Here is a 14,100-nt window from a genome sequence, read left to right on the forward strand (position 1 = left end):
GCGTTCCCGCGCCCGTGCTCGTTTCTCCGCGCGCCAGCCGCGATGTGCGCGGTGCGGGTTGACGGCGGCCGACTCGGCTTCCACGGCGCCCCGTTGGGGACGGCCGGGGCGCTGCCGTACCCCGCTCCGGACTGTGAACCGGCCCTCGCCATGGCGGACGGCCGGGCATGAGTTACCCTCGCAACCTGTGGTGTCGGTCACTCACAGTGGCTGGGGGGATCCAAGTCACCCTCCTGCCCTTAGGGTGAACAGGCGGTATCGCAAGGGTTGTGGAGGCTTGGCGTCCACCTTGCGAGACGGTCACGGAGAGTGCGACCATCACACCGTTCCCTCGTCATCGCAAGGTAGGTCGTCTGTGTCTGTGCAGCACAAAGCAACCAAGCCCCGGACTACAGCAGTCGTTCTCGCCGGTGGTACCGGCCAGCGCGTGGGTCTGTCGATCCCCAAGCAACTGCTGAAGATCGCCGGGAAGGCTGTCATCGAGCACACCCTGACGATCTTCCAGCAGGCCGACTCCATCGACGACATCATCGTGCTGATGGCCCCGGGATACGTACCGGACATCGAGAAGATCGTCGCCAAGTCCGGTCTCACCAAGGTCACCCGGATCATCGAGGGCGGTTCCACCCGTAACGAGACCACCGAGCGCGCCATCGCGGCCCTCGGTGAGGGGCTGGCCGAGGGTGAGGACCGCAACGTCCTCTTCCACGACGCCGTGCGCCCGCTGCTCTCGCAGCGCGTGATCAAGGACTGTGTGGACGCCCTGGACCGCTACCAGGCCGTCGACGTCGCCATCCCGTCCGCGGACACGATCATCGTGACCCGTACGCACGGTGAGGACGGCGAGTTCATCACCGAGGTCCCGGACCGCTCCCGGCTGCGCCGCGGGCAGACCCCGCAGGCCTTCAAGCTCTCCACCATCCGCAGGGCGTACGACGTCGCCAAGGGCGACCCGAACTTCCAGGCCACCGACGACTGCTCGGTCGTGCTCAAGTACCTGCCGGACGTGCCGATCTACGTCGTCGCGGGTGACGAGTACAACATGAAGGTCACCCAGCCCGTCGATGTCTTCATCACCGACAAGCTGTTCCAGCTGGCCTCCACCGCCGCCCCGCGCCAGGCCGACGAGGCCGCCTACCGCGAGCTGCTGACCGGCAAGACCCTGGTGGTCTTCGGCGGTTCGTACGGCATCGGCGCGGACATCGCCGCCATCGCCGAGTCCTACGGCGCGAAGGTGTACGCGCTGGGCCGCTCCACCACCGGTACCCACGTCGAGAACCCGGAGCATGTCGACGACGCGCTCTCCAAGGCGTACTCGGAGACCGGCCGGATCGACTACGTGATCAACACCGCGGGCGTGCTGCGCATCGGCAAGCTGGCCGAGACGGACAACACGACCATCCAGGAAGCGCTGAACGTCAACTACCTGGCGCCGGTGCAGATCGCGCGCGCTTCGTACAAGTACCTGGCGGAGACCAAGGGGCAGCTGCTGCTCTACACCTCCAGCAGCTACACCCGCGGTCGCGCCGAGTACAGCCTGTACTCCTCCACCAAGGCGGCCATGGTGAATCTCACCCAGGCGCTCTCGGACGAGTGGGCCGGCGACGGTGTCCGGGTCAACTGTGTCAACCCGGAGCGTACGGCGACCCCGATGCGCACCAAGGCGTTCGGCCAGGAGCCCGAGGGCAGCCTGCTCTCGTCGGAGGCTGTCGCGCGCACCTCGCTCGACGTGCTGCTCTCCGAGCTGACCGGCCATGTCATCGACGTACGCCAGCAGGACCCGACGCGCGACGCCAGCGCGGAGGCGTCCGGGTTCGAGCAGGCGCTGGCCTCCGTGCTGGATCGTCAGGAAGATGTGTAATACTTCGCTGGTAAACTAGACGTTTCTTTTCGGGCCTCTGTGATCGCGTCGCGCGAATCGCAGAGGCCCGAATGCGTGAGGTCCCGCCTTCACAATTTCCCCAAATAAGGCATCCGGTGAAATCCCCGGATCCCGTCCATCGAATCAATAACCGCAGAAACCCCCAGAATAAACCGGCACCCCCTGGAGCAGGTTCTTCGTGATTTCGACCGCCATTCGGCTGGCGCGCGTAGGCAGCCGGTCCGAGCTGATCGCCGCAGCCTTCATGGGGCTCAGCTACCCGTGCGTGATGATCGCAGCGCTGATCCCCAATATCTGGTTCTTCGCCGCTGCCACCTTTGTGACCTATGTGTCCGACTGGTTCCTGCACCAGCGCCGCAGCTACCTCATCAACCGCCTGGCCAAGGTCCGCGCCGGCCTGTCGATCCGCTTCCTCCTGCGCGAACTGCTGCTTATTCTGCTGCTCGCCCGCCTTCAGCTCGCCGAGCAGAGGGTCTACTACGCCGCCGTCGCGTGTTTCCTGCTCTTCTACGGTCTGCAGGCCGCGCACGGCACGCTGACCACTCTCATCCGGCTCCGCCGCGTCATGCCGGTGGTCACCCGCAATGTCGACCTCGGCGCCATCCCGATCCCCGGGCCTCCGCCGCGCCGGCTGCTGAACCGGGCCGCCGAGAAGATGCTCCACCTGGACGCCTTCGCGATGACCGGCCTGCTGATCGCCGCCAAGACCGGCACCGACGACTACGGCTACCTCGGCATCCTGATCACGCTGGCCCTCGGCATCCTCTACATCGCCGTCCTCGTGCCGTTCATCCTGAAGGGCCGCCGGGTCCCGTCGGCCGCCACGGTGCTCGCGGGGCTCGACGGCTGGCTGCGCCAGTACCGGCCGAGCGTCGTCCTCTACTTCTCGGGCTCCAGGGACTCCGCCTACCAGGTGAACATGTGGCTGGAGACCATGGCCCAGACCGAGGGGCGCCCGCTGATCATCCTGCGTGAGCGCGCCATCGTGTCGCAGCTCGCGTCCACATCGGTGCCCGTGATCTGCGTGCCCGGCGGTGTGCACCTGATGAACATGGACCTCTCCACCGTGCGCGTCGCGCTGTACGCGGCGAACGTCGGCAAGAACATCCACATGCTCCGCGTCCCGACCATCAAGCACGTCTTCATCGGGCACGGCGACAGCGACAAGCTCGCCAGCGTCAACCCGTACAGCAAGGCCTACGACGAGGTGTGGACCGCGGGCCGGGCCGGCCGCGACCGTTACGCGCTGGCCGACGTCGGGGTGCGCGACGAGGACATCGTCGAGGTGGGGCGCCCCCAGCTGGCCCCCATCGAGAGCTGGACCGGCACCCCGAAGCAGCCCGTCCCGACGGTGCTGTACGCCCCCACCTGGGAGGGCTGGGACGACAACCCGGGCAACACCTCGCTGCTGCTGGCCGGCGAGAACATCGTCAAGCGGCTGCTCGCCGCCGAGCAGCCGGTCCGGGTGCTCTACAAGCCGCACCCCTTCACCGGCACCCGCAGTGCGCAGGCCAAGGCGGCGCACCTGCGGATCACGGCCATGGTCGAGAAGGCGGCGGCCGACCGCGCCGCCGAGCCCCGCTGGAGCGAGCAGGCGGCGGCAGGCGCGGCCGACCGGGCCAGGGCCGAGGCCGAGCTGGCCCGCATCGGGGCCGCCCTCGCCGAGCTGGCCGAACGCGGCCGGACGGGCGCCGACGAGTCCGAGGAGTCCCGGGTCTCGCTGGCCGACCCGGAGCGCGAGGACGAGACCGCCGCCCTGCGCGCCGAGTGGAACCGCGCCTACTGGCGGAGCTTCGGCTACTGGGAGCACCGGGTGATCACCGGAGGCGAGCCGCATCTCTACGACTGCTTCAACGAGTCGGACGGCATGGTCTCGGACATCTCCAGCGTCGTCTCCGACTTCATCGCGAGCGGAAAGCCCTACGCCGTCACCGACTCGGCCGAACTGGGCGCCGAGGAATTCAAGAGGCAGAACACCGCCGTACGTGCTGCGGTGATCCTCTCCAACAAGGCCAAGGAGATCGACCAGCTGCTCGCGGCGATCACCGACTCGTCCACCGACCCGCTGGCCGACGACAGGCGGGAGCTGAAGGAGTACCTCCTCGGCCCCGACGAGCCGACCTCGATGGAGCAGTTCAACGCCGCGGTACGGGCGCTCACGGCCAAGGCCGACGCGCGCAACGCGGCCGTGGCCCAGCGCATGGCCGGGACCGAACCGGAGGGCGCTCCCGGTCTGAACGACTCGGGCGCCACCCGCGTCGACTCGGCCGTGGGCGACTGACAGGTCTCTGGCCAGAACCCTTCGTACGGCCGTTCGCGCACCCCGCGCGGACGGCCGTACGACGTTCTCCTTACGGTTCCGCAACGCAACAATGGATAAAATCTCACAGGACGGATCAAGCCAGACCGACTTCTCGCAAGGGACCATCACGTGAAGGCTCTCGTCCTTTCCGGCGGTGCGGGCACGCGCCTGCGCCCCATCACTCACACCTCGGCCAAACAGCTCGTACCGGTGGCCAACAAGCCGGTGCTGTTCTACGGACTCGAAGCCATCGCCGACGCGGGCATCACCGATGTCGGCATCGTCGTGGGCGACACGGCAGAGGAGATCCGCGAGGCAGTCGGGGACGGATCCCGCTTCGGGATCAAGGTCACCTACATCCCGCAGGAGGCACCGCGCGGTCTGGCCCACGCCGTCCTCATCTCGCGTGATTTCCTCGGCGACGACGACTTCGTGATGTACCTCGGGGACAACTTCATCGTCGGGGGGATCACGGGTCTGGTCGACGGCTTCCGCGCCGAGCGCCCCGACGCCCAGATCCTGCTCACCAAGGTCCCCGACCCGACAGCGTTCGGTGTGGCCGAGCTGGACGGCGAAGGCCGCGTCGTCGGGCTTGAGGAGAAGCCGGAGGTCCCCAAGAGCGATCTCGCACTCGTCGGCGTCTATCTCTTCACCCCGGCCGTGCACGAGGCCGTCCGCTCCATCGGCCCGTCCCGGCGCGGCGAGCTGGAGATCACCCACGCCATCCAGTGGCTGATCGACCAGCGCAAGGACGTGCACTCCACGACGATCTCCGGTTACTGGAAGGACACCGGCAACGTCACCGACATGCTGGAGGTCAACCGCGCGGTCCTGGAGACCGTCGACCCCTGCGAGGAGGGCACGGCCGACGAGGCCAGCGAGATCATCGGGCGGGTCATGATCGAGAAGGGCGCCCAGGTCGTCCGCAGCCGTATCGTGGGGCCCGCGATCATCGGCGCGTCCACGGTGATCAGGGACGCGTATGTCGGTCCGTACACCTCGGTCTCCGAGGGGTGCCGGATCGAGGACAGCGAGATCGAGTACTCCATCGTCCTGCGCGGTTCCTCGATCACCGGGGTCCGCAGGATCGCGGCCTCGCTGATCGGCCGGGGCGTCGAGGTGACGCCCTCTCCCCGCAGCCCGGCAGCCCACCGACTTGTCCTCGGCGACCACAGCAAGGTGCAGATCTCTTCATGACGAACAGGATTCTGGTGACCGGCGGCGCCGGCTTCATCGGCTCGCACTACGTCCGTACGCTCCTCGGCCCGCAGGGCCCCGGCGATGTCACGGTCACCGTGCTCGACAAGCTCACCTACGCGGGCAACCCGGCCAACCTCGACGAGGTCAGGGAGCACCCCGGATTCTCCTTCGTGCAGGGGGACATCTGCGATCCCGCGCTGGTGGACAGGGTGATGGCGGACCACGACCAGGTGGTGCACTTCGCCGCCGAGTCCCATGTGGACCGGTCCATCGACGGCGGCGCCGAATTCGTACGGACCAATGTGGTCGGCACCCACACCCTGGTCGACGCGGCGCACCGGGCCGGTATCGGCACCTTCGTGCACATCTCCACCGACGAGGTGTACGGCTCGATCGACGAGGGCTCCTGGCCCGAGACCCACCCGCTCGAACCCAACTCGCCGTACTCGTCGGCCAAGGCGTCCAGCGATCTGATCGCGCTCTCCTACCACCGCACCCACGGTCTGGACGTACGGGTGACCCGCTGCTCCAACAACTACGGGCACCACCACTTCCCGGAGAAGGTCATCCCGCTCTTCATCACCAACCTGCTGGACGGCAAGTCCGTCCCGCTCTACGGTGACGGCGGCAACGTCCGCGACTGGCTGCACATCGACGACCATGTGCAGGGCATCGAGCTGGTCCGTACGAAGGGCCGGGCGGGCGAGGTGTACAACATCGGCGGCGGCACCGAGCTCTCCAACAAGGAGCTCACCGGGCTGCTGCTGAAGGCATGCGGGGCCGACTGGGAGACCAGCGTCGAGTACGTCGCCGACCGCAAGGGCCACGACCGGCGGTACTCGGTGGACTGCGCCAAGATCCGCACGGAGCTGGGGTACGAGCCCCGCCGGGAGTTCGCCGACGGGCTCGCGGAGACCGTGCGGTGGTACCGCGACAACCGCGCCTGGTGGGAGCCGCTGAAGGAGCGTGCGGCGCTCGTCTGACGCGCCCTCACCGGCGGCCGGCCGGCCGCCGCCGCACCCAACCGGCGTACAACCAACTGCAGCCCCCGCCGGTCATCGTGAGCAACCCAAGCCGTCGGAAGGCCGCTCGCGATGCACGCACCCCGTCTCCGCTCCGTACTCCTGACCGCACCCGGGCTCGCCGCGGCGCTCGCCGTCGCCGGCCTGACCGGTCCTCCCGCCGCGGTGGCCGCTGCCCCGGCCGCCACGGCTCCACACCAGGACTTCAACGGTGACGGTTACCAGGATCTGGTGGTCGGCGCCCCGGGCGGCACGGTCGGCGGCCGGGCGAAGGCCGGGTACGTCACTGTCCTCTACGGCTCTGCGCACGGTGTATCGGCCGCCTCCCACCTCACCGTCAGCCGGGCCACCCCCGGTGTCCCGGGCGACCCGGCCGCCGGGCAGGGCTTCGGCGCCGGCACCGCGGCGGCCGACCTGGACGGCGACGGCTACACCGACCTGGCCGTCGGCGGGCCGCTCGCCGCCGACGCGGTCATCGTCTGGGGCGGCCCGGACGGCCTGCCCGGCGGCACCGCGGTCCCCGGCCACGGCAACCTGGTGCAGACCGGCGACTACAACGGCGACGGCCACCCCGACCTGATGGCGCTCCGTACCGGCGTCCCGGCGGGCGACGACCCGACCGGCTCCGACGGGCTGGTCTGGAACGGCCCGGTCAGCCGGGCCGGAGCCCCGGCGTCCAGCTCGCACTTCACCGGGGAGCAGTACCACGACCTGTACGCGGCCGCGTCCGGCGATGTGAACGGCGACGGGCGCGACGACCTCGCGTTCACCGAGTACACCGGGGACGGCGGCTTCGGCACCGCGCTCTTCCTCAGCGGCGCCGCCGGGCCGGGCGACCGCGGCACCCCCGTGAAGGCCGCGGCGGACGCGCACGCGGCCGTGACCATCGGCGATGTCAACGGCGACGGCCGCGGCGACCTGGTCCTCGGGAACACCGGCGGCGACGCCGGAGAGGTGACGGTCGCCTACGGCGCGCCCACCGGCCTCAGCCCCGAGCGGGAGTGGACCACCCTCACGCAGGACACCCCGGGGGTCCCGGGCAGCGCCGAGCCGGGCGACGGTTTCGGCGCCGCGCTGTCGGCCGGGGACGTGAACGGCGACGGTATCGACGACATCGCGGTCGGCGCCCCCTACGAGGATCTGGGCACCACCCGGGACGCCGGCTATGTGACCCTGCTGCCCGGCAGCGCCGCCGGGCCGACCGGCCGGGGCGCGCAGGCGTTCAGCCAGGACACCGCGGGCGTTCCTGGCACGGCCGAGGCGGACGACCGGTTCAGCAGCGCGGTCCGGCTGCTCGACATCAATGGCAACGGCTACGCCGATCTGGCGTCCGCCGCGGTGAACGAGGACGGCGGGAACGGTGCGGTCTGGGTGCTGCGGGGCCGCCCCGAAGGGCTGGTGACCGACGCCGCCGCGGTGGCCGGACCGGTCGGCGCCGGGGCACCGGCGGCCAAGGCCGCGTTCGGACAGCACCTCGGGTAGCGTCGGCCGCGTCCGTCGGACCGTGGCGGACCCTGCCGGACCCCGACGGGCTCCGCCGGACGCGACCGACGCAGAGAACAGGTGGAACATGAGCGGCAGTTGGCTGGTCACCGGGGCGGGCGGCATGCTCGCCTGGGACCTCCTCGCGCGGCTGGCGGACGAGGACACCCCGGCGGTCGGCCTGGACCGTGCGGCGCTCGACATCACCGACCCGGCGGCCGTCCGTGGCGCGCTGGCGGAGCACCGCCCTGCGGTCGTCGTGAACTGCGCGGCCTGGACCGCCGTGGACGACGCCGAGGCCAAGGAGGACCAGGCGCTCGCCGTCAATGGCACGGGCCCCCGGGTGCTGGCCGAGGCGTGCCGGGAGAGCGGCGCCGTACTGCTCCAGATCTCCACGGACTACGTGTTCGCCGGTGAGGGCACCGAGCCGTACGCCGAGGACGCCCCGGTCGCCCCGCGCAGCGCGTACGGCCGGACCAAGCTGGCCGGGGAGCGGGCCGTGCTGAACGTGCTGCCCGAACGCGGATACGTGGTCCGTACGGCCTGGCTGTACGGAGCGGGCGGCGGCAACTTCGTCCGGACGATGGTCCGCCTCGAAGGCGTCAAGGACACCCTGGACGTCGTGGACGACCAGCGCGGCCAGCCCACCTGGACCGCCGATCTGGCGGATCTGCTGGTGCGGCTCGGCGCGGGCGCCCTCGCCGGTACCGCGCCCGCCGGTGTCTACCACGGCACCAGCGGCGGTGCGACGACCTGGTTCGGGCTCGCCCGGGAGATCTTCCGGCTGCTGGCGGCCGACCCGGCGCGGGTGCGGCCCACGACCAGCGAGGCGTTCGTGCGGCCCGCGCCCCGCCCCGCGTACAGCGTGCTCGGGCACGACCGCTGGGCTGCGGCGGGCATCGAACCGCTCCGCGACTGGCGGCTCGCGCTGGCCGACGCGTTCCCGGCCCTGGTCGCCGCCGAACGCTCCTGAGCTGCCGGAACGGGGCTGTGTGCGGCGATTCGGTAAATGTTCTGTCACCCTGTTCCGATGTTTCCGGGGACCAGATGTTTCCGGTGACCTGGAGTCCCTCTATTTAATGGATGTTTAAATCGAGCACCGACCTTTCACGGCCCGCCCCGATGATGTAGCTTCGCCGGGGATCGGACCAGTCGTTATTTCGACGAAGGGCGCTCCCCAGTGAACCGTCATGAATTCCTGCGCGGCATCCACCGCACATACCGTCCCCGCACCTATCTGGAGATCGGGGTCAATGACGGTCGCAGTCTGGCGCTTTCCCGGGTGCCTTCGATCGCCGTCGACCCGGCGTTCAAGGTCGTGACGTCGATCAGCTGCGATGTGCATCTGGTCAAGCAGACGAGTGACGCGTTCTTCGCCAGGAAGGACCCGCTGCTGCACCTGCGGACCGGGCGCAACCCCTTCCGGGCCCTCGCCCGCCGGGACCCGCTGGGCCTGCTGGGCGCCGAACCCCGGCTCGAATTCTCCTTCATCGACGGCATGCACCTCTTCGAGTTCGCCCTGCGCGACTTCATGAACGTCGAGAAGCACGCCCGCTGGAACAGCGTGATCGTCCTGGACGACATGCTGCCGCGCAACATCGACGAGGCGGCCCGCGACCGGCACACCGGGGCGTGGACGGGCGATGTCTACAAGGTCGCCGAAGTGCTGCGCAGGTTCCGCCCGGACCTGCTGGTGGTCGAGGTGGACACCAAGCCGACCGGGGTGGTCGCCGTCTTCGGCGCCGACCCTTCGAGCACCGTACTGAAGCAGAACTACGACGCGATCCTCGCTAAGTACGTCACCGAGGACCCGCAGGACGTCCCCGCGGAGGTGCTGGGCCGCAAGCGCGCGGTGGCCCCCGAGGCGCTGCTCGGCGCCGGCTTCTGGCCCGCGCTGATCCGTGCCCGCAACCTCAACCGCCCGCGCTCGGCCTTCACCGGTCTGCGTCGGCAGATCGAACGCGTCACGGGCTGACCGCCCCGCCCCGACGGTGGATGCCGCGCCCCGCGCCGCACGGTGATCGCAGTGCCCCCGAACCGCGAACGCCGCCCCCCGGAGGAGACGCGGCGTTCACCGTCCAGTCGTTCACCGTCCCGTCGTTCACCGTCCCGTCGTTCACCGTCCCGTCCGGGCCGCCGCGGTCAGTCCCGCAGTTCCTCGGTGTACGCGACACAGTCCGCGTACGAGGGCAACAGCCCCTGGGCCTCGGCCTCGGCGAGCGTCGGCGCCGCCGCGTCCTTCTCGGAGAGCAGCGGCGTGACGTCCGCCGGCCACTCGACGGCCAGCTCCGGGTCGAGCGGATGGATGCCGTGCTCGCGCTGCGGGGCGTATCCCGCGGAGCAGAGGTAGATCACGGTGGCGTCGTCGGTCAGCGCGAGGAAGGCGTGGCCGAGCCCTTCGGAGAGATAGACGGAGCGGTGGTCCACGTCGTCGAGCCGGACGGCCTCCCACTTCCGGTACGTGGGTGAGCCGACCCGGATGTCCACGACGACGTCGAGCACGGCGCCGCGTACGCACTTGACGTACTTGGCCTGGCTCGGCGGCACATCGGCGAAGTGAATTCCGCGGAGCGTGCCCCTGCGGGAGACCGAGCAGTTGGCCTGGGCGAGCCGCAGGCTGTGACCGGCCGCCTCGGACAGATCGGACTCCCTGAACCATTCGTGGAAACCGCCGCGGCTGTCCGGGAAGACCTTCGGCTCATGCACCCAGGCTCCCTCGATGGCGAGCTGCCGCATCAGATCACGTCCTTGTCTGCATTTCCGCTGTCGGGACATCTGGAATCTGTGGGATTTCCACAGGGGCTGGACGGGGGAATTCCCGCGGGCCCGCAATGCGCTGCCCGCCTCTCACCGGTCCCTCTCGACCGTCTCTCCCGGCGTGGCTCCGTACGGTGCCGTGCTGCTCCGCGCCGCTCCGTACTGCGTGCGACCGCGCGGTGCCGCTTCGTGCCGTACCGCTTCCCGCTGTGCCGCTTCCTGCCGGAGAGCCGTCCGCCGGGCGGTGATCCTATCGAGTGCGCCGCGGCTCCGGCCGGCTGGCCCCGCCGTGGAAGGAATGGGAAATTTCGAAACCAAGGCCGGGTGCCGGTCCCGCCGGCGGGTGTGATATGACCGCACCTTGTTTGAAGTGGGCGGATATAAGTACGGCCTGTGAGGCAACTAAATGCCGTCCTCGGCCATCTCACTGTTGTGATGAGCACCAGTGAGCCCGATGTGACCGTGGTCGTCGGGGCCTATGAAGCGATGCCGTACCTCGTCAAGTGCCTGGAGTCCGTGGAGGCTCAGACCCTGGGCGCCGAGCGGATCGAGATCGTCGCCGTGGACGACGGATCGACGGACGGCACGGGGGAGTACCTTGAGGAGTTCGCGGCCAGGTCCGCGATACGTACGACAGTCGTCCGGCAGAAGAACTCCGGAGGCCCCAGCGGACCGCGCAACGTCGGGCTCGGGCTCGCTCGCGGGCGGTATGTCTTCTTCCTCGACGCCGACGACTACTTCGGCGAGGAGGCGCTGGAGCGCATGGTCGCGATGGGCGACCGCGCGGGTACGGACGTGGTACTGGGGAAGGTCGTCGGCGTCAACCGCGGCGCCCCCAAGTCCATGTGGAGGGAGACCGTCGAGCGCGCGGACGTCTTCGACTCACAGATCAAGTTCACCCTGAGCGCCCAGAAGCTCTTCCGGCGCTCCCTGCTCGAACGCCTCGCGCTCACCTTCGACGAGAGCCTCAAGACGGGCGAGGACGCGCTCTTCACGCTGGAGACGTATCTGCGCGGTGACGGGGTTTCCGTCATCTCCGACTACACCTGCTACTACCTGGTGGGGCGCGACGACGGCAAGCATGTGACGAAGAGCGGCAGTTACGTGCTGCGCTTCGACTCGGCGCGGGCCCTGATGGGGCTGGTCGGCCGCTGCCTCCCGCCGGGTGTGAAGCGCGACAAGCTCATGGTGCGCCCCTTCGTGGTCACGCTGCTCCCGCAGTTCGGCCCCGGCTTCCTCAAGCAGACGGCCGAGGTCCAGCAGAAGCGGATGGAGCTCGCGGCGCCGCTGATGGCCGAGTACTGGAACCCGGGCGTGGCCGGGAGACTCAAGCCGGCCGAGAGGCTGCGGCTGCACTGCGTCGCGCTCGGCCGGACGGACCTCCTCATCGGCGCGCTCAACCAGCTCAAGAAGAACAAGCAGCCCGAGCGGGTCGGCCGGGGCCTCAACGGCACGTACCACCTCGCCCTTCCGTACTTCAGGGACCCCTTGGCCGGGATCCCCGACTACGTCTACGCCATGCCCTGCCCGCCGGTCTGGCGGCGGCTGCCCGCGGCCGGCCGCACCCGGATCCGCAGGCTGCGCAAGTGGGCCTCGGCCCGCCCTGTCCAGCGCGTGGAATACCCGCGCGCGGGCGGACAGGGCTGACATAGATTCGGTCGTGTGACAGAGGCAAGGCAAGAGGCAAGGCAACTCGTAGCGGACGCACGCAGGATCGTCGTGAAGGTCGGATCCTCCTCCCTCACGACCGCGGCCGGCGGCCTCGACGCGGACCGGGTGGACGCCCTCGTCGACGTACTGGCGAAGGTCAGGAGCGGTGGCGAGAAGGAGATCGTGCTGGTCTCCAGCGGCGCCATCGCCGCCGGGCTCGCCCCGCTGGGACTGGCCCGCCGCCCCAAGGACCTGGCCAGGCAGCAGGCCGCCGCCAGCGTCGGCCAGGGGCTGCTGGTCGCCCGGTACACCGCCTCCTTCGCGCGCTACGGCGTCCGGGTCGGCCAGGTGCTGCTGACCTCCGACGACACCAGCCGCCGGGCCCACTACCGCAACGCCTACCGGACCCTGGACCAGCTCCTCGCCATGGGCGCACTGCCGGTCGTCAACGAGAACGACACCGTCGCCACGGACGAGATCCGCTTCGGGGACAACGACCGGCTGGCCGCCCTCGTGGCCCATCTCGTACGGGCCGATCTGCTCGTCCTGCTCTCGGACGTCGACGGCCTGTACGACGGCGACCCCGCGAAGCCCGGCACCCACCGGATCGCGGAGGTGGCGGGCCCCGAGGACATCGCACACGTCTCCATCGGCTCGGCGGGAAAGGCGGGCGTCGGCACCGGCGGCATGGTCACCAAGGTCGAGGCGGCCCGGATCGCCGCAGCGGCCTCCGTGCCGGTCGTGCTGACCTCGGCCTCCCGGGCCGCCGACGCCCTCGCGGGCCGGGACACCGGCACGTACTTCCACCGCACCGGCCGCCGCTCGGCCGACCGGCTGCTCTGGCTCCAGCACGCGTCGACGCCCCGGGGCGCGCTCACCCTGGACGACGGAGCCGTACGGGCGGTGGTGGAGCGGAACTCCTCGCTGCTGCCCGCCGGAATCGCCGCGGTCGAGGGCGAGTTCAGCGCCGGCGACCCGGTGGAGCTGCGGGACACGGCGGGCCGCACCGTCGCCCGCGGTCTGGTCAACTTCGACGCCAAGGAACTCCCGCAGCTCCTCGGCCGCTCCACCCGAGATCTGGCCCGTGAACTCGGCCCGGCCTACGAACGTGAAGTCGTACACAGGGACGATCTCGTTGTCATGGCCCCCTGAAACGGCTGAAAGACCAGCCTTTCAGCAGGGACCTTCCTGAAAACCGTCACGCGCCGGGCGCCGGGCTGGTCAACTTTGTCCGGGAGCCCCCTCCCGACCGCTGCCCCGGCCCCTCGCCGCGGGACAGACGCCGCAACGCACACAGGAGGCCGCCGGTGAGACGAGCCCGCCCCGGGGCGCCGCCCCGAGGAACCGGGGAGCGGACCCTGACGAGTGTCGGCGCGGGGGCCGGCTTCGACGAACGTCCGGAAGGGGACGCGGACGGAGAACAGCGCCCGCAGCGGCCCGGCGAGAACCCCGCCCTGTCGAAGCTCTGGCACATCACCCTGAGCGTCTCGGGCCGCCCCGCCCCGATCAAGGAGGTCAGACGCGGTCTCGAACAGCTCGCCCACGACCACCCCTTCCTGCTGACCAGCCGGTACGCCGACGACCACGCGGAGATCCGTTACTGGGAGGAGGCACGGGACCTGCACGACGCCGCAGCCGTGGCCCTGCGCCTCTGGGGCGAGCACCGTTCCACGTCCCGGCTGCCGCCGTGGGAGATCGTGGGTCTGGAGGTCATCGACCGGGAGACCTACCACCTGCGGATCGCCGAGGGGTACGGCCCGCCGCCCGCGGCGCCCGTGGGGGTGCATCCCTTCTGACTGCATCCC

11 protein-coding genes are annotated in these 14,100 nt (G+C 70.0%); 10 read left to right on the forward strand and 1 reads right to left on the reverse strand.

Translation table 11 applies throughout. The features are described from left to right. Positions 1–355 precede the first annotated feature (355 nt). From ACFXBC_RS18480 to ACFXBC_RS18510, 7 genes are all read left to right on the forward strand, one after another. Positions 356–1,861 carry an SDR family NAD(P)-dependent oxidoreductase gene (locus ACFXBC_RS18480; RefSeq protein WP_385024859.1) on the forward strand — a complete coding sequence of 502 codons (1,506 nt, stop codon included), beginning with the start codon at positions 356–358 and terminating at the stop codon, positions 1,859–1,861. Between the two features lie 199 nt (positions 1,862–2,060). Further along, positions 2,061–4,163 carry a hypothetical protein gene (locus tag ACFXBC_RS18485; protein WP_385024862.1) on the forward strand — a complete coding sequence of 701 codons (2,103 nt, stop codon included), beginning with the start codon at positions 2,061–2,063 and terminating at the stop codon, positions 4,161–4,163. Positions 4,164–4,313: 150 nt separating this feature from the next. After that, positions 4,314–5,381, forward strand: a complete 1,068-nt coding sequence (locus ACFXBC_RS18490) for a glucose-1-phosphate thymidylyltransferase (protein WP_385024865.1) — start codon at positions 4,314–4,316, stop codon at positions 5,379–5,381. After that, positions 5,378–6,367 carry a dTDP-glucose 4,6-dehydratase gene (rfbB, locus tag ACFXBC_RS18495; RefSeq protein WP_385024868.1) on the forward strand — a complete coding sequence of 330 codons (990 nt, stop codon included), beginning with the start codon at positions 5,378–5,380 and terminating at the stop codon, positions 6,365–6,367. The genes ACFXBC_RS18490 and rfbB overlap by 4 nt, the downstream gene beginning before the upstream one ends. Positions 6,368–6,478: 111 nt before the next feature. After that, on the forward strand, positions 6,479–7,888 hold the full coding sequence (locus ACFXBC_RS18500) for an FG-GAP-like repeat-containing protein (protein WP_385024871.1): 1,410 nt from the start codon (positions 6,479–6,481) through the stop codon (positions 7,886–7,888). 88 nt (positions 7,889–7,976) lie between these two features. Beyond that, a complete protein-coding gene (gene rfbD, locus ACFXBC_RS18505) occupies positions 7,977–8,861 on the forward strand; it encodes a dTDP-4-dehydrorhamnose reductase (protein ID WP_385024874.1) in 885 nt (294 codons plus the stop codon). Between the two features lie 207 nt (positions 8,862–9,068). Beyond that, positions 9,069–9,863, forward strand: coding sequence for a class I SAM-dependent methyltransferase (locus ACFXBC_RS18510; protein WP_385024877.1), 795 nt, complete (start codon positions 9,069–9,071; stop codon positions 9,861–9,863). Positions 9,864–10,030: 167 nt separating this feature from the next. Here the strand turns inward: ACFXBC_RS18510 and rfbC are convergent, their stop codons facing one another. Next, positions 10,031–10,624: a dTDP-4-dehydrorhamnose 3,5-epimerase gene (rfbC, locus tag ACFXBC_RS18515; protein ID WP_385024880.1), complete on the reverse strand. Its 594-nt coding sequence runs from the start codon at positions 10,622–10,624 to the stop codon at positions 10,031–10,033. A gap of 456 nt (positions 10,625–11,080) precedes the next feature. Here rfbC and ACFXBC_RS18520 point away from each other — a divergent pair, with 456 nt between their 5' ends. From ACFXBC_RS18520 to ACFXBC_RS18530, 3 genes are all read left to right on the forward strand, one after another. Next, positions 11,081–12,292, forward strand: a complete 1,212-nt coding sequence (locus ACFXBC_RS18520) for a glycosyltransferase family 2 protein (RefSeq protein ID WP_385024883.1) — start codon at positions 11,081–11,083, stop codon at positions 12,290–12,292. 15 nt (positions 12,293–12,307) lie between these two features. Then, a complete protein-coding gene (gene proB, locus ACFXBC_RS18525) occupies positions 12,308–13,447 on the forward strand; it encodes a glutamate 5-kinase (protein WP_385024887.1) in 1,140 nt (379 codons plus the stop codon). A gap of 155 nt (positions 13,448–13,602) precedes the next feature. After that, positions 13,603–14,091 (forward strand): hypothetical protein, encoded by a 489-nt coding sequence (locus tag ACFXBC_RS18530; protein WP_385024890.1) that lies wholly within the window; start codon positions 13,603–13,605, stop codon positions 14,089–14,091. The last annotated feature ends 9 nt before the right edge of the window (positions 14,092–14,100 follow it).

Origin of the sequence: Streptomyces sp. NPDC059398 (assembly GCF_042751845.1) — a bacterium.
Taxonomy (GTDB): domain Bacteria; phylum Actinomycetota; class Actinomycetes; order Streptomycetales; family Streptomycetaceae; genus Streptomyces.

Coding starts and splice junctions, on each gene's coding strand:
- ACFXBC_RS18500 (WP_385024871.1), top strand. CDS start 6,479: ATGCACGCACCCCGTCTCCGCTCCGTACTCCTGACCGCACCCGGGCTC.
- ACFXBC_RS18520 (WP_385024883.1), top strand. CDS start 11,081: ATGAGCACCAGTGAGCCCGATGTGACCGTGGTCGTCGGGGCCTATGAA.
- rfbD (WP_385024874.1), top strand. CDS start 7,977: ATGAGCGGCAGTTGGCTGGTCACCGGGGCGGGCGGCATGCTCGCCTGG.
- rfbC (WP_385024880.1), bottom strand. CDS start 10,624: ATGCGGCAGCTCGCCATCGAGGGAGCCTGGGTGCATGAGCCGAAGGTC.
- rfbB (WP_385024868.1), top strand. CDS start 5,378: ATGACGAACAGGATTCTGGTGACCGGCGGCGCCGGCTTCATCGGCTCG.